This is a genomic window from Catellatospora tritici (genome assembly GCF_019083965.1).
In the GTDB taxonomy this organism is placed as follows: Bacteria; Actinomycetota; Actinomycetes; order Mycobacteriales; family Micromonosporaceae; genus Catellatospora; species Catellatospora tritici.
Map to the genome: position 1 here is coordinate 1 of NZ_JAHRCY010000039.1, position 19,820 is coordinate 19,820.

Genomic DNA, 19,820 nt, shown 5'->3' on the forward strand with positions numbered 1-19,820 from the left:
AGTTTGCGGGTCGACTCATGGGTACGGATCCGACCCAACCTCGGCAGGGTCACATGGTGGCGGCTGTCCTCGACCCGGATCGTGCCGGTGGTGAACCGCACCGACGGCACCACCCGCCGCCGCGACCTGAACCGCGGAAACCCGACCCTGGGCCCGGCGCGGCGGCCACTGCGCGAGGCCGACCAGTTGCCCAACGCCCGCGCCAGACCGTCCAATCCGGTGTTGTACGCCTCTTTCGAGCACTGCGCCCACCACGGCGCGACCTGCGGCTTGGCCGCGTTCCAGGCACGGCGCAGCGCGGGCAGGGTCCAGCCCAGTGCGGGGGTCAGCTGCGGGCCGGTCAGGCCGTAGGTGCGCTCGGCGGCACGCTGGCCGAGGTTGGCGCGTACCGCGGCCAGGGCCCAGTTGAACGCAAACCGGCCGGCACCGGCATGCCGGTACAGGTCACGGTCCTGAGCCGGGCTCGGGTCCAGGGCGAAACGGTACGCCTGCACCACCACAGCACCGGCCACATCAGACACACGGCACACGCTAGACACCGGGTACGACAACACCCGCCACCACCTGCCGGACATTACCCACGCCGAGTACGCCAACGACCACTGGAGCACGCGACAGCTCACTCAACCGTCAGCAGTTGGCAGCCCTCAGCATCGCCAGCTGACGCTGGACGTGGTGACATAGAGGAGCCGGTAGGCCGTCGCGACGAACGCTCGGTAGACGGGTCCACGGCACCGCCTCGGCACACTGCCAGCACCGCCTCGGCACACTGCCAGCGTAACCGAGGGAACTCACCGGCGGTTCTCCGCCAGGTCGGCCAGTCGCCGCAGCGCCTCGCGGTTGCGGGCATGCAGCAGCAGGTCATTGAGCTTGTTGCGGGCCGCGCGCATCGGCCCGTCGGTGAACTCCTCCACCAGCACCACCCGGGTCGTGCCGGCGGACTGTGCCACCAGGGTGAGCACGACGACCAGTTCGCCGAGTGGCCACAGTTTCGGCTTCAGGGCCAGGCGCACCGGCGGCTCGCATTCGAGCACCTCGGTCTCGTGGCTGCGGGTCAGCGGCCACATCCCGACCGTATGGTGCAGTTTGGTGCCCGTCTTGGGCCACTGCGGGTCGACGTCCCGGATGTGGGCGGTGCCGACCACCCAGTCTGAGTAGGTCCAGCCGTCGGCGAGGACCTCGAACACCTGTTCGACGGGTGCGTGGATGGTCCATTCGGTGCGTGACATCGTTCAGTCCCTTCCGGCCAGGGTCGCGGGTGCGCCCGCGTTGGTGGCGGTCCTGCCGCGCCAGCCACCGGTGACCCGGCGACCGCCGGGCATCGGCGTGAACAGGTCGGTGGTGGGCGGCGCACGCCGCCGCCGGCCTCGCCCCAGGTGCGGGGCGGCGGCGCGGGCACCGTGCAGGAGCCCTGGAAATCGACGTCGAAGGTGCTGCGGTCTGGTCCGTGGCACCGAGGGTTCATACCCGATCACGCTGCGTACTAATCGCGGGTGAGCGGGTTGCGTCAGAGTGGTGGGAGGGTGATCACGCCGGGCGGCGGTGCGGCTGCCACCGCGGGCGTGGCGTGTCGGCGGCCTGACCCGTCGGCACCCCCGCCTACCTGGCCCCGGAACGGGCCAACGGTCGGGTGGTCGCTCCGTTGGCCGACGTGTTCGCCCTCGGCGTGCTGCTCTACCGCATGCTGTCGGGAGAGCTGCCCTGGTAGGGCGAGACGCCTACGGCGCTGCTGCCGGCACCGGCCCTGCGGCCGCCGGACCCGCTGCCCTACGTACCCGGCCTGCCCGAAGCCGTCGAGTCGGTGACGCTCGCATGCCTGGGCTCCGACCCACGGCGCCGGCCGGGTGCCCGCGAGCTGTCGTCGATGCTGCACACGCCGGCGCCCAGAGCCGCCGTGCGGCGACTCACCTCCCGCCGCGTGGAAACGGCTGCGCAGCAGCCGAACCCGCTCGGCCGCCGACTGTTCGACGACACCTTGGACCTGGCCTTGGCCTACTCATGACCGCTGGAGCAGGGCGATCAGCGCGTCGGCCGCCGGTCCGGAGGAGGCCGGGTTCTGGCCGGTGATGAGCAGCCCGTCGGTCACGACGTACGGCTGCCAGTCATCGGTCTTCTGGAAGTTGGCTCCCTTGGCGATGAGTTCGTCCTCGACCAGGAACGGCACGACCTTCGTCAGGCCCACGGCCGCTTCCTCGCCGTTGGTGAACCCGGTGACATTCCTGCCTGCCACCAGGGGAGTGCCGTCGGGTTTGGTGGTGTGGCGTAGCGCGCCCGGGGCGTGACACACCAACGCGATGGCCTTGCCCGACCGGACGACGTCCTCGATCAGCTTGATCGAGGTGGGATCCTCGGCCAGGTCCCACATCGGACCGTGCCCGCCTGGGTAGAACACGGTGTCGAAGTCGTCGGCCGACACCGAATCCAGCCGGAGCGTGGCGTCGAGCTGTGCTTCGGCCGCCGCGTCGGCTTCGAAGCGGCGGGTCAGGTCGGTCTGGAACTCCGGTTCGTTGCTCTTGGGATCCAACGGCGGCCGTCCGCCCTCCGGCGACGCCAACGTGGTGTCCCAGCCCGCCTCCCGGAAGCGGAAGTACGGCGCGGCGAGTTCTTCGAGCCAGAAGCCCGTCTTACGACCGGTGTCGCCGAGCTGATCATGTGAGGTCAGCACCATCAGGACTTTCATCAGCACACCTCCTACGACACGTAATCGTATGGCTCCCACGGGTGACGCCGGGCCGCTGTGCGACAGCCGCCGAGGACAAACCGACAGTCGGGCTGAAACAACTCAGTGTTGCTGCCACGTGCGGATGCGGGTGCCGGAGTCACTCGGTACCCGCATCGCCGATTCACACCCGGCGGGCGGTGAACAGCAGGTACTCCCAGTCCATGGCGCCCCAGCCGAGGTCGTGGCGGCGGGCCAGCTCGGCCAGGTCGTGATCGAGCGCCGCGACCCGGTCCGGGTCGTCGCCGATGTTGCGGTACGCCGCGATCGTCGGCCCGTAGCACCGCTTGAAGAAGTCCCGGAACGCCTCGGCACTGTCGAACCGATCGACGCGCACCGTGCGCCGCTGCGCCTCCACCTCGGCGACCCGGTCGCCGAGCAGCTGTCGCACGTGCTGCTCACTGCCCCACAGTGGCGGCGGCTGCGCCCCGGGTGGCGGCGCCGCCGCGTACGGCTTCATCACCGCGAACATCTGCCCGATGAACCCCTCCGGCGTCCAGTTGATCAGGCCGATCGCGCCGCCCGGTCGGCACACCCGCACCAGCTCGTCGGCGCTTGCCTGGTGGTGCGGCGCGAACATGACCCCGACGCAGGACATCACCGCGTCGAATTCACCATCGCCGTAGGGCAGCCGCTCGGCGTCACCCTGCTCCCACCGCAGCCGCAGACCCAGCTCGGCCGTGGCCTGCCGACCGGTCTCCAGCAGCTCGGGCGTCAGGTCGCTGGCGACCACCTCGGCCCCCGTCCGCGCCGCGGGCACGGCCGCGTTGCCGGACCCGGCGGCCACGTCCAGCACCCGCTGTCCGGCGGTCACCCCGCACGCCTGCACCAGCGCCGGTCCCAGTTCGGGGATCACCTCGGTGGCGACGCTGGGGTAGTCGCCCAGCGCCCACATCGCCCGATGCCGTGCCTTGAGCGCCTGGTCGGCGTCGGACGGAACGGTCGTACCACTCATCTGTACAGCTCTCCTGTGGTCGTGATGAAACCACGCTAGGAAGAGGGGTATGGGCCGGCCTAGTACAGGATCTGTACTGGACCCGGTGCGTCGGGCCGTCTAACGTGCGCGCCATGGGAGCGTCCTACCACCAGTTCTGCCCGGTCGCCAAGGCGATGGAACTGCTCGACGAGCGCTGGACCATGCTCGTGATCCGGGAGCTCGTGGCCGGAAGCCGACACTTCAACGAGCTGCGCCGCGGCCTGCCGCGCATGTCGCCCACGCTGCTGTCCAAGCGCCTGCAACAGCTGGTGGCCGCCGGGGTCGTGCAGCGGCGGCCGGAAGGGTCGGAGGTGCAGTATCTGCTGACGCCCGCGGGTCGGGAGCTGGAGCCGATCGTGCTGGCGCTCGGGGCGTGGGGGGTCCGTTGGATCGGCAAGATCGGTGACCAGGACCTCGACCCGAAGCTGCTGCTGTGGGACATGCACCGAAGCGTCGACCGGGCCAGGGTGCCGGCGGGCCGGACCGTGGTGGAGTTCGGGTTCGACGGGGTGGCGCCGCAGCTGCGCCGCTGGTGGCTGGTGATCACACCAGACGACGTGGACGTGTGCGACAGCGATCCGGGTCATCCGGTGGACGTGCTGGTGGGGTGTCGGCTGCGGACGCTCGTCGAGATCTGGATGGGCAACCTCGGCTGGTCCGATGCCGTTCGGGCGGGCAGCCTGGATCTGGCCGGACCGCGGGTGCTGTGCCAGGACCTGCCGACGTGGTTCAGTTCGACGTTCGCCTCCGTGCCCCGTCCGGCGTCGACGGCATCGATGCAGGCCGTTTGAACCGGTTTCGGTCGGCCCGCGCTGCCTTTTGACGGCAGCGCGAATCCACCATCGGTGGGGACTTGACTCGGCCGTTCGATGGAGCCATGGAGATTTCCAGAATGATTCCGTTCCGCTACGCTCCTTGAGACCGGGCCGGAGAGCGCTCTCTCTGTTGTCTGCCAAGCAGATCACGCCTAACTGTCATGGGCGAGAGCGCTGTCCCGTGCCCGGGATGTCCCCACCAGAGAGGACTTCCTCGCAATGATGAGCACGAGTCCCGGCGGCGTCACCGTACGCCGAAGATTCGCCCTCGGCCTGGCCTCGGCTGTCGCCGTCGCCATCGTCGGCACCACCGGAGCGGCCGCGGCCGCGGTCCCGCCGTCGTTCGGCGCGCCCGACCTCGGCGCCAACGTCACCGTCTTCGACCCCAGCACCCCGGTCGCCGAGATCCAGGCCGCGCTGGACGCCGCGAACACCGCCCAGGTCGCCAACGAGATGGGCACCAACCGGTACGCGTTCCTGTTCAAGCCGGGCACCTACGGCACGGCCGAGCAGCCGCTGCAGATCAAGGTCGGTTACTACACCGAGATCGCGGGTCTGGGCGCCAACCCGACCGACGTCGTGATCAACGGCAAGGTCGAGGTCTACAACCGGTGCCTGAACGACGGCGGCACCAGCAACTGCCTCGCCCTGGTCAACTTCTGGCGCACGCTGGCCAACCTGACCATCAACGTCAACGCCGCCGGCCAGGACGGCTGCCGCGCCTCGGCCGACTTCTGGGCGGTGTCCCAGGCGGTCTCGCTGCGCCGACTCAACATCACCGGTGCCAACCTGTCGCTGATGGACTACTGCACCGCCGGCCCGCAGTACGCCAGCGGCGGCTTCATCGCCGACTCCAAGCTGCCGTTCGTCATCAACGGCTCGCAGCAGCAGTGGCTCATCCGCAACAGCCAGGTGGACGGCTGGTCCAACGGCGTGTGGAACCAGGTGTTCAGCGGCGTGGTCGGCGCCCCCGACGACGCGGCCTTCCCGGACCCGCCCTACACCACCCTGGACACCACCCCGGTGAGCCGGGAGAAGCCGTTCCTGTTCCTGGACGCCAACGGCAAGTACCAGGTCCGCGTGCCCTCGGCCCGGACCAACAGCAGCGGCATCTCGTGGGCCGACGGGCTGACCCCCGGCCGCACCGTGCCGCTGAGCGACTTCTACGTCGCCAAGCCGGGCGACTCCGTCACGAAGATCAACATCGCGCTGGCCCTGGGCAAGAACCTGCTGCTCACCCCCGGCGTGTACGACATCGCCCGCAGCATCGAGGTGTGGCGCCCCGACACCGTGGTGCTGGGTCTGGGCCAGGCGACGCTGACCGCGGTCAACGGCTCCACCCCGCTCAACCTCGCCGACGTGCCCGGCATCGTCGTCGCGGGCGTCACCATCGACGCCGGTCTGCAGGAGTCCTCGGTCCTGCTGCGCGTCGGCCGCAAGCACAACTTCCTGGCCTGGTCGCAGGCGAGCAACCCGACCACCCTGTCCGACGTCTACTTCCGCGTCGGGGGCCCGCACGTCGGCAAGACCGACACCGCGCTTGAGGTGAACAGCGACAACGTGCTCATCGACCACACCTGGGTGTGGCGCGGCGACCACGGCGTGGAGGGCTTCACCGACACCGAGCGGTGGAACACGAACACCGGCCGCTACGGCGCGGTGATCAACGGCGACCACGTCACCGCCACCGGCCTGTTCGTCGAGCACTTCCAGCGCCACAACACGGTCTGGAACGGCGAGAACGGCACCACGATCCTGTACCAGAACGAGCTGCCGTACGACCCGCCGACACAGGCGGACTGGATGAACGGTGCCGTCGAGGGCTACTCCGCCTACAAGGTCGGCGACAACGTGCGCACGCACAACCTCTACGGCGGTGGCGTGTACGTGTTCAACCAGAACAACCCGTCGATCCACACCGAGAACGGCTTCGAGGTGCCCAACCGGCCCGGCGTGCAGCTGTTCCACATCATGACGGTCAACCTGAGCGCCGGAACCATCGACCACGTGGTCAACGGGATCGGCGACCCGGCCGACACCACCCGCATCGGCGGACCGGTGTTCATCACGCAGTACCCGACCCCGTAACACCCGTACCACCTCCGCGGCCGACCGGTGCGAAAGCTCCGGTCGGCCGCGGCCGTCTGTGGGCTGACCGACCCGGGCATTCCGCACTGGGCGCCACCGACCCACGCCGCGCCGCAGGCCCTGCTGGTGGCCTGATCGCCTGAGACCAGTGGGGTTGGTTGTCGGCGGTGGGGCGGTGGTTCGTGGTCGCCGGTCCCGCAGCCGCCGCGCTGGCCACATCCGCGCAGCTGGTTGGGGTTTGGTGACCGATTGGCCGGGAACTAGCGGCTGACCAGGTCGTTAACCAGGGAGGCAGCCATGGCCATCGATGAAAGTGCGGCGGTGCCGCAGACCGCTTCGGCCGAGACGGCCCCGGCGGCCGGAGCGAAGCAGGAGCAACTCGCGCCCTACCGGGTGGACAAGACGGGAACGCGGTTGACCACCGATCAGGGCATCCCGGTCGACGACACGGACAACTCGCTCAAAGCCGGACCGCGTGGGCCGAGCCTGCTGGAGGACTTCCACCTCCGCGAAAAGATCATGCGGTTCGACCACGAGCGCATACCCGAGCGCGTCGTGCACGCCCGTGGCTCCGCCGCGCACGGCTACTTCCAGCCGTACGGCGATGGCCTGGCCGCCTTCACCGCGGCCCGGTTCCTGACCGACCCGAGCGTGCGCACACCGGTGTTCGTGCGCTTCTCGACCGTGCAGGGCTCACGCGGCTCCACCGACACACCCCGGGACGTGCGCGGGTTCGCGACCAAGTTCTACACCGACGAAGGCAACTTCGACCTGGTGGGCAACAACATGCCGGTGTTCTTCATCCAGGACGGCATCAAGTTCCCCGACCTGGTGCACGCGCTCAAGCCCGAGCCGCAGCACGAGATGCCGCAGGCCGCCTCGGCCCACGACACGTTCTGGGACTTCGTGTCGCTGCAGCCGGAGACCATGCACCACCTCATCTGGCTGATGTCCGACCGGGCGCTGCCGCGCAGCTACCGCACCATGCAGGGCTTCGGCGTGCACACGTTCCGGCTGGTGAACGCCGACGGACAGACGACGTTCGTCAAGTTCCACTGGACCCCGACGGCCGGGGTGCACTCGCTGGTCTGGGACGAGGCGCAGAAGATCTCCGGCAAGGATCCCGACTTCAACCGCCGCGACCTGTGGGAGTCCATCGAAGCGGGCGTCTATCCGGAGTATGAACTGGGCGTGCAGCTGATTCCCGAGCAGGACGAGTTCGCCTTCGACGATCTCGACCTGCTCGACGCGACGAAGATCGTGCCGGAGGAGCGGGTGCCGGTGACCCCGGTCGGGCGCATGGTCCTGGACCGCAACCCGGACAACTTCTTCGCCGAGACCGAGCAGGTCGCCTTCTGCGTCGGCAACATCGTGCCCGGCATCGACTTCACCGACGACCCGCTGCTGCAGGCGCGGCTGTTCTCGTACCTGGACACGCAATTGACCCGGCTCGGCGGCCCGAACTTCGCCCAGATCCCGATCAACCGCCCGGTGGCACCCGTGCGCCACCACCAGCAGGACGGCTTCCACCAGGACGACATCCCGCTCGGCCAGGCCAACTACCACCCGAACTCGACGGGCGGAGGCTGCCCGTACGTGCCCGGGGTCGGGTCGTTCCCGGAGGCGTTCACGCACCGTCCGGAGCTGGTCGACGGGCACAAGGCACGCAAGCGCGCGGAGAGCTTCGCCGACCACTACGGGCAGGCGATGCTGTTCTGGAACAGCATGAGCGCCTGGGAGCGGGAGCACATCGTCGCGGCGTACCGGTTCGAGCTGGGCAAGGTCGCCTACCCGCACATCCGGCAACGGGTCGTCGCGGAGCTGAACCGGATCGACAACACCTTGGCCACGGCCGTGGCCGCGGGCATCGGCGTGGACCCGCCCGCGGCGGTGTCGGTCAACGACGGACGCAACTCGCCCGCGCTGAGCCAGGCCGACCAGCCCAAGGCCGGTATCGCCGGACGCAAGGTGGCGCTGCTCGCGGCCGACGGAGTGGCGGCGACCAGCGTGGCCGGGCTCAAGGACTTCCTGGAGGCCAACGATGCGGTGCTGGAGGTGCTCGGCCCGGTCGACGGAGTGCTCCGCACCGCCGAGGGCGGCATCCTGCCGGTGACCCGGGCGATGAACACGGTGTCCTCGGTGCTGTACGACGCGGTCGCGGTGCCCGACGGCGACGAGGCTGTGTCGCGGCTGATCGGCGACGGGCTCGCCCTGCACTTCGTCGCGGAGGCGTACAAGCACGCCAAGCCGCTGGCGGTGCTCGGGACGGGGGACAGGATGGTCGAGGCGGCCAGGCTGCCGGTGTACACGACCTCCGACCGGGTCGAGGGCGTATCGAGCAAGCCGATCGCCGCCGCCCTGGACGGGGTGGTGTTCCTGGCCGCCGGGGCGCCGGTGGACGAACGTTTCACCACCGACCTGTTCGACGCGATCGCCGCCCACCGCCACTACGACCGGCCGGTCGACGGCATCGCCGCCTGAGCGTCGACGTGGACGGCCTTACGGCGCATAGTGGGCGTATTGCGCCAATCGGCAGGAAGCACGCTGCCCGAACTGGGGCCGGCCGTGGCCGCTGTTCGAGCGCCTGAGTGTTTGAGCAGCTCAGGCCAGCGGTACAGACGCTCCTATGGCTGACAACCCGCACGCGGCCGCGCCGCCGCCGGAAGCCGGACCTGACAGCCCGGTCGACCTGGGTCGCCATTCCTGGTGGCAGGTGCTGCGGCGCACCGTCAAGCAGTTCGGCGAGGACAACCTGGGCATCTGGGCTGCCGCGTTGACGTACTACGGCATGCTGTCGCTCTTTCCCGGGCTGCTGGTCCTCACCGCCCTGCTGGGCTTGATCAGCGACGACCTGATCGGTGGCCTGGTCGGCGACGTGAAGCCGATCATGCCTGGCCCGGTGCAGGAGATCTTCACGACCGCGCTGACCGACGTGCGGCAGAGCCCGCACAAGGCGGGTGTCGCCGCGGTGGTGGGCCTCGTCGTGGCCACGTGGTCGGCCTCGGGGTACATCGAGGCCTTCATGAAGGCGTCGAACGCCATCTACGACGTGCCGGAAGGGCGGCCCCTGTGGAAGCGGCTGCCGATCCGGCTGGCCGTCACGATCGTCACCGGGTTGTTGCTGGTGATCTGCACCTTGATCGTGGTGTTGGGCGGTCGGCTCGCCGACACGTTGGGGGACGCGCTGGGTATGTCGGGGGCGGCCGTGACCACTTGGAAGATCATCAAGTGGCCGATACTGGTCCTGCTGGTGGCGTTGCTGTTCGCGATCCTGTACTGGGCTTCGCCCAACGCCCGCCAGGGCGGCTTCCGCTGGGTCAGCCCCGGCGGTCTCGTGGCGGTGCTCCTCTGGGTCATCGTGTCGATGGCCTTCGGGTTCTACGCGGCGAACTTCGCCTCCTACGCGGCCACCTACGGCGCACTGGGCGGCGTCATCGTCTTCCTGATCTGGCTGTGGTTGACCAACATGGCGATCCTGCTGGGCGCCGAGTTCGACGCCGAACTCGAGCGCGAGCGCGCCATCGCCGCCGGACACCCGCCGCAGGAGGAGCCGTACCTGCGGGTGCGCGACGACCGCGCGATCGGCGACGACGACCAGCCCGATCTTTGACGGCGCCGACAAGAAGGTGACCGGCGGCCCGGCTGCGGGCCGCCGGTCACCTTCTGGCCGACCGGTGAAAGTGTGCCTGTTCAGCGTCCGCGATCGGCGCGACTCTGACACGGCACGCAGTGGACTGCCCAGGGCATGAGTTCGAGCCGACCCAGCGGGATCTGGCCGCCGCACGTCTGGCAGGCGCCCAGTGTGCCGGCATGCCAGCGCTCCAACGCCGTCTCCAACCGGTGCAGCTGCTCCTGTAGCGCGGCTGACACCAGTTCGTGCTGTGCGCTCTCGGAGGCGAGGGAACCCGCGTCGGCGATGTCGCCGGGGCCCTGCTGCATGAAGTTGAGTTCCGAGCGAGCCTGCGACTCCAGGTTGATGTGCTCGACCGCCTGCTCGTATCGCTGCTGCAGCAGCCGGCCGATGCCGTCCATCGACAGGTTTTCCGCCACCACGGTCATTCCCGGCTCCTCACGATGCGCTGTTTGGCGGTGTGCTTCCCGCATGGATGTCTGTTAAACGTCTCGATGGCGAAAGGGGTTCGGCTCCGCTCTGGACGGACCTTTCGGAATCTGTTTACGGACCCGTGCGGCAGGGCAGTCGAAGTCCGAGGACACTTCGCGCAAAGGAGAGGGTCATGACTGTCGCCGGAATCATCTCGGCCATCATTGTCGGCCTGGTCATCGGCGCGCTCGGCCGACTGGTCGTTCCCGGCCGCCAGGACCTGCCGGTCTGGCTCACCATCGTGGTCGGCATCGTCGCCGCGCTGATCGGCACCGCACTGGCCCAGGCCGTCGGGGTCGCGGTGACCCCCGGTGTCGACTGGATCGAGCTGGTCTTCCAGATCGGTCTGGCCGCACTGGGCGTGGCACTGCTCAGCGGCGTTCGTGGACGCCGTTCGGTGTAACCCGCCGAACAGCGTTGCGGGCCGGGGTGGACCACCACCCCGGCCTGCAACGCGTTTGCGGCGGATCGGCACTCTCTTGCGCGACACCGGGCCGACACCGGCGAGTGTTTGCCACCCCGAGCGAGCCAGGCTCGGCCGTACGATGGCTCATTCGGAGCCGGGACCTGGCGTGGGGCCGTCTCCGGCGGTGAGATGACGGGTGAGGGCGCCCAGTTGCTGCCGCAGGTCACCGAGCTCTTTCACCTCCGCTCGGAGGCGGGCGAGTTCGGCGAGCACCGCCTCGTTCGAGGCGTCCGACCCGTTGTCGGCCTGCTGGGGTTGTAGGCCGAAGAAGCTGGCCAGGGAACCGGCGAGCAGGCCGAGCAGGGCGACACCCATGAACATGATGGCCGTCCCGTCGATCCGACCGGCGGTCGTGATGGGCACGATGTCGCCGTATCCCACGGTGGTCAGGGTGACCACCGCCCACCAGATCGCATCGCCGAAGGTGGCGAACTCCGGATTCGTGGGGTGCTCGGCGTAGTAGGCCATCGCGGCGCCCACGAACAGGACCGCCGCCGCGACGATCGCGACCCGCCCCAACCGGGCGAACAGCCGTCGGACACCCTTGGTGGCGATCAGGAGCCGGGTGAGTCTGGCCAGTCGCAGGACCACCACGAAGCCGGCGCCGTGTACCCCGGACAGCAGGAACCAAGGTGCGGTGAGGACCACGATGGTGAGGTCGAACTTGCCCACCTTGGTGCCCAGGTAGTTCACGATCAGTCGCTGGTGCACGAAGAAGTCGACGGCGAACACGAGCCATGACACGACCCCGACCAGCACCCCCACCCAGTTCCCCGGGGTGGGGACGATGATCAGCGGCAGTATCGCCGACAGGATGATCGGCAGTCGAGCCCAGCGGTCGTACTTCGTCAGCGCCGCCGTGGCCGCCGCGTTCCGCGGCTGTCCGCGTTGCGGGACCTCGGTGCTCGTCCCTTTCGTCGCGTTCACCCCACAGATCCTGCCGGTCCCGGGCCGCCGCGCTCGGGAACCGCGCGATTCACGCCGCAGCGTGTTGTCGACCCCGGCATCGAGCGCGACGGCGGATCGGTAACCCATCGGCATCGTGCGATACCGCTACGGAACGTCCCGCGCCGCAGTGCGGTCCGTGGCCCGGACCGGTCGGTTGCGGCCGATCACAGGCGCCGGGTGAGGATCTGTCCCGGCCACTGCCCGAACGGTTGCGCCACGGTGAACGTCTCTCCTCGAGTGAAGCCCTGCCGCTCGTAGTAGCGCACCAGCGCCGCTTCGCCGCGGGCGAAGCAGTCCAGCCGCAGCAGGCCGACACCCTGCCGTTGGGCCAGCTCGCGGGCATGGGCGAGCAGGTCGGCGCCTACACCCCGCGCCTGGGGGTTGGACTGGTCCGAGATCACCAACTGGACGTAGAGCTCCGGCTCGTCGCACGGCGCTACGTAGGGCAGGGCGTCACCGACCGAGAGGACACCGACCGCGACGCCGTCGCGTTCGGCGATCCACAGGCCGCCGCCACGGGCGAACTCTTCGAACTGCGCGACCCGTCTGGGGTTCGTCGAGTGGGGATCGGAGCCCCACTGGTCGGCCCGGCCGATCGACACGAGCCAGGCCGTCGCCCGGTCCATGAGAGCGAGCGCGGTGGCGACGTCATCCAGGCCGCCAGGGCGGATGACAAGGGGGGTGAGGTCGGACATTTGATGATCTTAAACGGTGCCGGTGCCGGTCGAAAGGATGCGGCCGCCCTCAGTGACCAGCCATTCGCCGGTCTCCCAGTCGGACGTGCCGCCTTCGGCGCGGTAGCACAGGTCGAAGCGGATGCCCAGGTCCGGCCACGGGTGGCGGACCGGAACGACACGGAAGATGTCGTCGAGGCCGGGGAAGGTCAGCCCTTCTGGCTCCGGGAACAGCAGTTCCAGCTCGGCTCGGGTCAAGTCGGTGCGCAGGGCGATCTGCCAGGAGGTCTGGGTCAGCTGCTGCTCGTAGACCAGCTCGAACCGGGGCTCGCGGCCCACCGGGAAGTCGCCGATGTCGGCGCGGAACTCGTCAGCCGAGGCGGGAAGGACGAAGGGCCACTGCTCGCCGGTGGGGTAGCGGTACATCGTGGACTCGGCGGCCACGGCGCTCACCAGCTGCTGCCACTGCTCGGGCGAGGTGTCGACGGGCAGGTTGACGCCCGTGTGGTCCACCCGCTGAACGTGGCCGGCCAGGCGACGGGTCAGCTCCGCCAGGTCCAGGGTGCCGGGCAGGACGCAGGTCTGGGTGGTCTCGCCGTGGACGAGGCCAAGAACCAGCTCGGTGCCCAGGGCAACCTCCGGCTCGGCTATGTCGGCCAGGGTGAAGGCGGTCACCGGCCGGGCGCCTTCGGGTACCGGCGGGGTGAGGGTGAGACGGTCGGCCCCGGCTGCGTCGACCGACTCGACCGAGTCCGCGTACGCCACGTCGGCGAACAACGTGCGCAGCTGGTCGAGGAACGTCTGGGACGCCGGCGTGCGGGGCAGGCGGAAGGTGATCTCGGAAAGCTGGTCCATGCGCCTGACCGTAGCCGCGAGCCCGTCCTCGTCGACGTGACAATTTGGCGCTCGGGCGCCGAATCCGCGAATTGCCGACGCCGCGGCCCTGGTCGATCGGCTGGCGGCCGAGCAGGGCCGCACAGAACAGCCAATTGGGAACGTCATCGGTTCCCGAGGGCGCGGCACCGCACGCGGCGACTGTCAAGGATCGAAATGCGACAGTTCGTCACCGGCATGTCACCACCCCTGCCGCATCGGCTCGACAGCATCATCGAGGTTGTGAGCCGGCCCGGAAATCCCGTCGCAGTCGAAGTCGCCGAGCAGCTCGACTACTACCTGGTCTTCCCGAGCAGTCGTGCGGTCGAGCGTGGCCTGTCGCCGGAGGGCCTCGTCGTCGAAGAGTTCGAGTTGCGGCCGGACGGCACCACAGCCGGGCTCAACAGCGCGGGGTGGACCAAAGCCGGAGGCAGTTGGTGGACGGCGGCCGCGTTCAGCCGCACCCTGCGCGCCGACGCCCGGCTGCGAGCCAAGGTGGCGCCGGTCGGTCGGACGGTCGCGCAGTCGGCGTACCGGGAGCTGAGCGGCGTCGACCTGCCCACCGAGCCGCAACTGCGCCGCCACTTCCTCGACGGCCTGGAGTTGCCCGCCTCGGCCAGCTTCGTGCCGGTGCAGGCCACTGCGGATCAGCGCCTCTACCGGCTGCTGCTGGCGGGCGAACTCACGGAGCACGGGCTCGCGTCGCTGCGCGGTGGCTGGCGCATGCCGCCGTTCGACCGCGCGGGCGATGCCGCCCAGGGGGTCGCGGGACGCACCCGCCGAACCGTGGACGGCCGGCTGGTGTCCTGGACGCTGCGTCGTGTCGACGGCGACGCGGCTTGGGCGGTCGACCTGTCCGTCGACTGGGTCGACAGCACCCCGGCGCACACGGAGCCCTTGCTGAGTCGGCTACGTGCCGAAGCCCGGCGGCACGGCCTGATCCCGGTCACGGTGGCACGTCTGCGCTGAGCCACCCGTGCCAAGGGCACCGCCCGCCCGTCCCTCGCCGAGCTCTTGCCGCGGGTAAGATCTGGTCCGGCTGCGACTGGCGAAGGTGGACGACCACCGGGGAGCGGCCGCTTTTCCGCGTGAGCGTCGACCGCCTGGGCGCCTGCGTCAGTGATGTCCCACTGACCCAGGAGGCATGACGTGGAGCTGCGTTACGGAACCAACCCGCAGCAGGCGGCGAGTACCGCACCGGTGCGGCCCGGCCGGTGGCCGGTCCGGGTGCTGCAGGGCGGCCCGTCATACATCAACATGCTCGACGCGCTCAACAGCTGGCAACTGGTGCTGGAGGCCAGCCGGGCCCTGCACCGACCGGCCGCTACGTCCTTCAAGCACGTCTCGCCTGCCGGAGCCGCGGTGGCCGGGCCCGTCGATGACGTCATCGCCGAGCTCTACGGCATCGACCGCACCGCCGTCGGGGCGCTCACCAGCGCCTACCTGCGGGCCCGTGATGCCGATCCGAAATCCTCCTACGGCGATTTCGTCGCCGTCTCGCACCCGGTCGACGCCGAACTCGCCGAACTGCTGACCGGCGTGGTCTGCGACGGCATCATCGCCCCCGGCTACGCGCCCGGCACCGTCGCGACGCTCAGCCGGAAGAAGAACGGCCGGTTCCTGGTCCTGGAAGCCGACGAGACCTACCCGCCCCCGCAGCACGAGGCACGCGAGGTGTTCGGCCTACGGCTGACCCAGCGGCGCGACGACGTGACGCTGTCCACCGCGCTGCTGAACGACGTCGTGTGCGGCACGCTGTCCGCGACGGCTGCGGAGGATCTCCTGCTGGGCTTGGTCGTTCTGCGCTACACCCAGTCCAACTCCGTGTGCTACCTGCGCGGCGGGGCGACCCTGGGGATCGGCGCGGGCCAGCAGTCCCGCGTGGACTGCACTCGCCTGGCCGGCGCGAAGACCGACACCTGGTGGCTGCGACGCCACCCGGCAGTCCGTGCCCTCGCCTTCCAGCCACAGGTCCGACGCCAGGACCGAATCAACTGGCAGATCCGTTTCGTGGAGGGCGACCTCACCCCGGACGAGAACAGACGCATGTCGACAGTACTGGCCACACCCGCACCCGAGCTGACCAACCTGCAGCGCACGCAGTGGCTGGTGGGTCTGGCCCAGGTGGCGTTCGTCTCGGACGGCGCCCTGCCGTTCCGCGACAACGTCGACCATGCCCACCGGCACGGTGTCGGCTACATCGCCGAACCGGGAGGATCGATCCGCGCCAGCGAAGTCGAGGACGCGTGCCGCGAGTATCAGATCGCGCTGGCGCGCACCGGACTGCGGCTGTTCCACCACTGAGTGCCCGTCGCACCGCCGAATCCGACCGGACATGCCGGTCGCGGTTCGTCGCCGAGCCGTCACAACCGATTCACAACCACCCGGTCGTAGCCTGACGGTGGCCGTCGACGTCCCCAACCCGCCGTCGGATCGGCCGCGGCGAGAAGAGGCGGCCAGGAAAGGCGCCCCGTGATACGACTGCTTCGCCTACCGTTGCTGACCGCAGCCGCCGCTGCGGTGCTGCTGGCAGTTGCCCTGCTGCCCGGCCGCCCGGCCACCGCACCCATCAGCCCGGTGAACCTGACGCTGACTCTCAGCCCGTCACCGATTCTCAGCCCGTCACCGGCTCCCAGCCCGTCACCGACCCCGAGCGGCTGTGCCGGTTGCGTCCAGCCGCTGGACACGCTCTGCTGGGAAGGTCCACCGCGCTGCATGGTGCCGGTGCTGCGGGTACCGCCGCGCACCAATCTGGTCACGGCTCACTTCCGGACCGTCGCCATGTCGGCCAAGCCGGGGATCGACTACGTCGGCGTCACTTCGGGAACGCTGGTCATCCAGCCAAACCAGACCTCAGCCGAGATCGTGATCCAGCTGCTGCCCAATCCCACCCTGAACGAGGACCGGACGTTCGGCGTGGAGTTGTTCGCGGTGTCCGGCGCGGGCCTGGTCAGACCGATGGCCACCGTGACGATCAGACCGTCGCGGTCCTAGTCGGCGTCGGCGGACGCCGCGGCGACGGCGTCAACCTGTCGGAAGAGATCTACGGCCAGCTCGTGATGGTGACGCGCCTGCGGAGAGCGCCCGGCGCGTGCGGCGAGCTGGCCCAGATCGCGGTGGATCGCGGCGGCCTCGTACGGGTCCGGCGCGAGTTCCCGGGCCGCCAGGGCCCGGCTCAGATATTCACCGGCCGCCGTCACCTCGCCCGCGGCGAGAGCGATGCGCCCGAGGTGGGCCAGCGCGATCGCCTCCTGGTGCGGGTCGGCCAGTTCTCGGCTGAGGGCCAGCGACTGGAGAAAGCGTTCGGTGGCCGAGGTGAACCGCTGCCGGGCGAACTCGGTGAGGCCGAGGTTGTTCAGCGTCTCGGCTTCATAGCGGCGGTCACCGGCCTGGCGCCGCAGGATCAGCGCGTCGTGGAACCGGGCCGTGGCGAGGTCCCACTCGCCCCGGTCCCGGTGGGCCTGGCCCAGGCCGCCCAGCGCCGCGGCCTCCAACCGTGGATTGCCGATCTCGCGGCTGGCGGCCAGCGCGCGACTGAGATGGTCGAGGGCCAGATCGGCGCGGCCCATGCGGACGTAGGCGTCACCCAGGTTGCTCAGCGTCAGTGCGACGCCCAGCGTGTTGCCCTCGGCCAGGTGCAACGCCAGGGCCTGACCGTAGGCGTCGACGGCTTCGGCGAAGCGTCTGGCGCTCGCGTAGGTGACCGCGAGGTTGTTGCGCACGTGGGCTTCCCCCCGCTTGTCACCCTGCGCCCGCAGCACCTCCAGCGCCTGATTCAGGGTGGTCAACGCTTCGTCGAAGCGGCGGGTCGTCAGGTACGCCACGCCCAGGCCGCTGCCCATCAACCCCTCGGCCACGGGATCGCCGGCGGCTCGGGCGGCGGCCAGACCGAGTCGGCAGAGCTGGATACGCTGCGTCCAGTGGCCCCGGGAGTCGAAGAAGCCAGTGACCAGGTAGGTCATCTGCCAGGCCACGTCGGGGCGGCCGTGGTCCATGGCGCAGGTCAGGATCGGCTGCAGGTTGTCGCGCTCGCCGTCGAGGAAGGACAACGCCTGGTCGGCCTCGGCCCGGAACGGCAACGTCGCCGGGGGGTGACCGACCACGACGCGGACCCGGTCACGACCCCGGTCGACGATCTTGTTGGCGGCGTCGGCGATGGCGAGGTACCAGTCGAGGATCCGGGCCACGATATCGGCCCGGACCTGCTCGGACTCGCCACGGTGGGCGCATTCGCGCGCGTACAGGCGGATGAGGTCGTGGAAGCGGTAGCGGCCGTTGGCCACCTCGGTGACGAGGTGGACTGCGGCCAGTTCGTCCAGTGCGCGCCGGGCCGCGGTGGGGGCGACGTCGGCGGCCGCCGCGGCCAGATGGGGGCCGAAGGTGGTGCCCGGGTGCACGCCCAGTGCGCGGAACACGCGGGCGGTGACCGGCTCCAGAACCTCGTACGTGGTCGCGAAGACCGCCCGCAGATTGCGGGAGTCGCCTTCGACCGACAGTTCGTCGAGCCGCTCGCCGGTGGTCAACTCGTCGGTCAGGTCGGCGATGTCCCGCATCGGTCGGGAGGTCAGCTTGGCCGCCGCGATCTGCAGGGCCAGCGGCATGCGGTCACACAGCTCGACCAGCCGGACGGCGCTGTCGGGCTCTCGGGCCAGCCGCTGGGTACCCAGCACGGCGTCGAGCAGATTCAGCGCCTCGTCGGGGCGCAGCGCGTCGAGGTCGATCACCTTGACCGCGTGATGGGTCTTCAGCGCGGTCAGCCGGTGGCGGGAGGTCACCACCAGCAGCGTGCCGGTGTTCGCCGGTACGAGGGGAAGGATCTGCGCGACGGTGCCGGCGTTGTCGGCCAGGATCAGCATCCGTCGATCGCGCGTCAGTGAGCGGTACAGGCCCACGCGGTCGGGTTCGTCGGCCGGGCTGCCCCGATCGGGCTGGTCGAGGCTGGTCAGCACGTGGGCCAGCGCTTCGGCCGGGGGCATCGCCACGGCCGGGTCGTGGCCGCGCAGGTCGAGGAACACCTGCCCGTCGGGGAAGTCCGCGGCGGCACGATGGCCCCACTGGACGGCCAGCGCGGTCTTGCCCATGCCTGCCGCGCCGGAGATCACCACGACCCGGACGTCGGGGTCGGCGACGACGGCGTCCAGTTGCGCGAGCTCAGCGCGACGGCCGATGAAGTGCCCGACCGAGCCGGGGAGCTCGGCCGGACGGGGGCGAGGCCGAGTGAGCGGCGACGTTACCGGTACGGTTGGCGGCCCGTGGTGGTCGAGCGCGGGATCGCGGCGCAGCATCTGTACATACAGGACAGCCAGCTCCGAGCCGGGTTCGGCGCCCAGCTCCTCGCGGAGGTGGACCCGAAGCAGGTGGTAGAGGTTGAGCGCGTCGGTGGTCCGGCCGCACCGGTACAGCGCGAGCAGTGCGAGTCCGACCAGGCGCTCGTGGAACGGATACCGCGTCAGCAGGCGCTGCAGCTCGCCGACGGCGACCGTGTGTCGGCCCAGGCGCAGCTCGCCCTCCCAGAGGTCGCACAGGGCGGCCAGCCTCACCTCCTCGAGTCGGACCAGTTCGCCCGCCGCCCAGCCGTACGCCTCGGCACCGGCGAAGGCGTCGCCACGCCACAGGTCCAACGCGCGGTGCAGTCGGCTGACGGCTGCCGGGTCGGCGCCCTCGGCCAGTTCGCCGCGTGCCAGTCGCACCTCGCGTTCGAAGCGGTGTGTGTCCACGGCGGCCGGATCGATGGCCAGCTGGTAGCCGGAGTCGTTGGTGTGCACCAGATCGACGAGTCCGCAGTCGTCGAGTGCCTGCCGAAGTCGCGCGATGTGGCTGTGCAGCGTCTTCACGGCCGTACGCGGCGGTTCGTCGCCCCACAGGCCGTCGACCAGCCACGTCCGGGAGACCGTGTCGGGCGCACCGAGCGCCAGCAGTCCCACCAGCGCGGGCTGGCGGTTGCCGGTGAACACGGCGGGTCCGGCGGGTCCGGTCACCTCGATCGGGCCGAGAAGCCGGATGCGCGGCGGCGGCTCGGTCGGAGCGGATCCGGTCGGTGGCATCGAAGCCTCCTTCGCGTCCGCTCGCGCCCCGGACGCGAGACAGTCATGACCAACGATCTCCATTTCGAGAATAGGTCGTGATCGATAAATGCGACAACCATCTCGCAGCCGGATG

At 69.9% G+C, this 19,820-nt stretch carries 17 protein-coding genes, 1 pseudogene and 1 riboswitch; of the genes and pseudogenes, 9 read left to right on the forward strand and 9 right to left on the reverse strand.

Going from position 1 to position 19,820, the window contains the following annotated elements:
* Both KUA19_RS40785 and KUA19_RS40790 read right to left on the reverse strand, forming a co-directional pair.
* A partial coding sequence (locus KUA19_RS40785; protein WP_308167932.1) for a helix-turn-helix domain-containing protein occupies nt 1-521 on the reverse strand: 521 nt, incomplete at its 3' end.
* Between the two features lie 270 nt (nt 522-791).
* Nucleotides 792-1,229: an SRPBCC family protein gene (locus KUA19_RS40790; RefSeq protein ID WP_217405185.1), complete on the reverse strand. Its 438-nt coding sequence runs from the start codon at nt 1,227-1,229 to the stop codon at nt 792-794.
* A 368-nt stretch (nt 1,230-1,597) separates the two neighbouring features.
* Here KUA19_RS40790 and KUA19_RS45175 point away from each other — a divergent pair.
* A pseudogene (locus KUA19_RS45175) lies at nt 1,598-1,708 on the forward strand (hypothetical protein); the annotation flags it as partial.
* A 288-nt stretch (nt 1,709-1,996) separates the two neighbouring features.
* Here the strand turns inward: KUA19_RS45175 and KUA19_RS40800 are convergent.
* Entirely contained in the window at nt 1,997-2,680 is a 684-nt protein-coding gene (locus tag KUA19_RS40800) for a type 1 glutamine amidotransferase domain-containing protein (protein ID WP_217405187.1), read from the reverse strand.
* A 163-nt stretch (nt 2,681-2,843) separates the two neighbouring features.
* Nucleotides 2,844-3,674, reverse strand: a complete 831-nt coding sequence (locus KUA19_RS40805; protein ID WP_217405189.1) for a class I SAM-dependent methyltransferase — start codon at nt 3,672-3,674, stop codon at nt 2,844-2,846.
* Between the two features lie 113 nt (nt 3,675-3,787).
* Here KUA19_RS40805 and KUA19_RS40810 point away from each other — a divergent pair, with 113 nt between their 5' ends.
* The 4 genes from KUA19_RS40810 (at nt 3,788) to KUA19_RS40825 (ending at nt 10,208) form a co-directional block, all read left to right on the forward strand.
* Nucleotides 3,788-4,486 carry a winged helix-turn-helix transcriptional regulator gene (locus KUA19_RS40810; protein ID WP_217405191.1) on the forward strand — a complete coding sequence of 233 codons (699 nt, stop codon included), beginning with the start codon at nt 3,788-3,790 and terminating at the stop codon, nt 4,484-4,486.
* Between the two features lie 246 nt (nt 4,487-4,732).
* A complete protein-coding gene (locus KUA19_RS40815) occupies nt 4,733-6,598 on the forward strand; it encodes a pectate lyase-like domain-containing protein (protein ID WP_217405193.1) in 1,866 nt (621 codons plus the stop codon).
* A 297-nt stretch (nt 6,599-6,895) separates the two neighbouring features.
* Nucleotides 6,896-9,079: a catalase gene (locus KUA19_RS40820; protein ID WP_217405194.1), complete on the forward strand. Its 2,184-nt coding sequence runs from the start codon at nt 6,896-6,898 to the stop codon at nt 9,077-9,079.
* 145 nt (nt 9,080-9,224) lie between these two features.
* Nucleotides 9,225-10,208 (forward strand): YihY/virulence factor BrkB family protein, encoded by a 984-nt coding sequence (locus KUA19_RS40825; RefSeq protein WP_217405196.1) that lies wholly within the window; start codon nt 9,225-9,227, stop codon nt 10,206-10,208.
* An 80-nt stretch (nt 10,209-10,288) separates the two neighbouring features.
* On the opposite strand, the gene KUA19_RS40830 is transcribed toward KUA19_RS40825, so the two are convergent.
* A complete protein-coding gene (locus tag KUA19_RS40830) occupies nt 10,289-10,657 on the reverse strand; it encodes a TraR/DksA family transcriptional regulator (protein ID WP_217405197.1) in 369 nt (122 codons plus the stop codon).
* Between the two features lie 176 nt (nt 10,658-10,833).
* Here KUA19_RS40830 and KUA19_RS40835 point away from each other — a divergent pair, with 176 nt between their 5' ends.
* A complete protein-coding gene (locus tag KUA19_RS40835; protein WP_217405199.1) occupies nt 10,834-11,103 on the forward strand; it encodes a GlsB/YeaQ/YmgE family stress response membrane protein in 270 nt (89 codons plus the stop codon).
* A 147-nt stretch (nt 11,104-11,250) separates the two neighbouring features.
* On the opposite strand, the gene KUA19_RS40840 is transcribed toward KUA19_RS40835, so the two are convergent.
* From KUA19_RS40840 to KUA19_RS40850, 3 genes are all read right to left on the reverse strand, one after another.
* Nucleotides 11,251-12,093, reverse strand: coding sequence for a potassium channel family protein (locus KUA19_RS40840; RefSeq protein WP_217405201.1), 843 nt, complete (start codon nt 12,091-12,093; stop codon nt 11,251-11,253).
* Between the two features lie 185 nt (nt 12,094-12,278).
* Entirely contained in the window at nt 12,279-12,809 is a 531-nt protein-coding gene (locus KUA19_RS40845) for a GNAT family N-acetyltransferase (protein ID WP_217405203.1), read from the reverse strand.
* Nucleotides 12,810-12,818: 9 nt separating this feature from the next.
* Nucleotides 12,819-13,643, reverse strand: a complete 825-nt coding sequence (locus tag KUA19_RS40850; RefSeq protein ID WP_217405205.1) for a hypothetical protein — start codon at nt 13,641-13,643, stop codon at nt 12,819-12,821.
* 195 nt (nt 13,644-13,838) lie between these two features.
* Between KUA19_RS40850 and KUA19_RS40855 the strand changes: the two genes are divergently transcribed.
* From KUA19_RS40855 to KUA19_RS40865, 3 genes are all read left to right on the forward strand, one after another.
* Entirely contained in the window at nt 13,839-14,630 is a 792-nt protein-coding gene (locus KUA19_RS40855) for a hypothetical protein (RefSeq protein WP_217405207.1), read from the forward strand.
* 62 nt (nt 14,631-14,692) lie between these two features.
* A riboswitch (ZMP/ZTP riboswitch) is annotated at nt 14,693-14,777 on the forward strand.
* 33 nt (nt 14,778-14,810) lie between these two features.
* Nucleotides 14,811-15,965, forward strand: coding sequence for a phosphoribosylaminoimidazolecarboxamide formyltransferase (locus tag KUA19_RS40860; RefSeq protein WP_217405209.1), 1,155 nt, complete (start codon nt 14,811-14,813; stop codon nt 15,963-15,965).
* 168 nt (nt 15,966-16,133) lie between these two features.
* A complete protein-coding gene (locus KUA19_RS40865; protein WP_217405211.1) occupies nt 16,134-16,655 on the forward strand; it encodes a Calx-beta domain-containing protein in 522 nt (173 codons plus the stop codon).
* Here KUA19_RS40865 and KUA19_RS40870 read toward each other — a convergent pair.
* Entirely contained in the window at nt 16,652-19,705 is a 3,054-nt protein-coding gene (locus tag KUA19_RS40870; protein WP_217405213.1) for an AfsR/SARP family transcriptional regulator, read from the reverse strand. The genes KUA19_RS40865 and KUA19_RS40870 overlap by 4 nt on opposite strands.
* Nucleotides 19,706-19,820 lie beyond the last annotated feature (115 nt).

Coding starts and splice junctions, on each gene's coding strand:
- KUA19_RS40790 (WP_217405185.1), bottom strand. CDS start 1,229: ATGTCACGCACCGAATGGACCATCCACGCACCCGTCGAACAGGTGTTC.
- KUA19_RS40800 (WP_217405187.1), bottom strand. CDS start 2,680: ATGAAAGTCCTGATGGTGCTGACCTCACATGATCAGCTCGGCGACACC.
- KUA19_RS40805 (WP_217405189.1), bottom strand. CDS start 3,674: ATGAGTGGTACGACCGTTCCGTCCGACGCCGACCAGGCGCTCAAGGCA.
- KUA19_RS40810 (WP_217405191.1), top strand. CDS start 3,788: ATGGGAGCGTCCTACCACCAGTTCTGCCCGGTCGCCAAGGCGATGGAA.
- KUA19_RS40815 (WP_217405193.1), top strand. CDS start 4,733: ATGAGCACGAGTCCCGGCGGCGTCACCGTACGCCGAAGATTCGCCCTC.
- KUA19_RS40820 (WP_217405194.1), top strand. CDS start 6,896: ATGGCCATCGATGAAAGTGCGGCGGTGCCGCAGACCGCTTCGGCCGAG.
- KUA19_RS40825 (WP_217405196.1), top strand. CDS start 9,225: ATGGCTGACAACCCGCACGCGGCCGCGCCGCCGCCGGAAGCCGGACCT.
- KUA19_RS40830 (WP_217405197.1), bottom strand. CDS start 10,657: ATGACCGTGGTGGCGGAAAACCTGTCGATGGACGGCATCGGCCGGCTG.
- KUA19_RS40835 (WP_217405199.1), top strand. CDS start 10,834: ATGACTGTCGCCGGAATCATCTCGGCCATCATTGTCGGCCTGGTCATC.
- KUA19_RS40845 (WP_217405203.1), bottom strand. CDS start 12,809: ATGTCCGACCTCACCCCCCTTGTCATCCGCCCTGGCGGCCTGGATGAC.
- KUA19_RS40850 (WP_217405205.1), bottom strand. CDS start 13,643: ATGGACCAGCTTTCCGAGATCACCTTCCGCCTGCCCCGCACGCCGGCG.
- KUA19_RS40855 (WP_217405207.1), top strand. CDS start 13,839: ATGCGACAGTTCGTCACCGGCATGTCACCACCCCTGCCGCATCGGCTC.
- KUA19_RS40870 (WP_217405213.1), bottom strand. CDS start 19,705: ATGCCACCGACCGGATCCGCTCCGACCGAGCCGCCGCCGCGCATCCGG.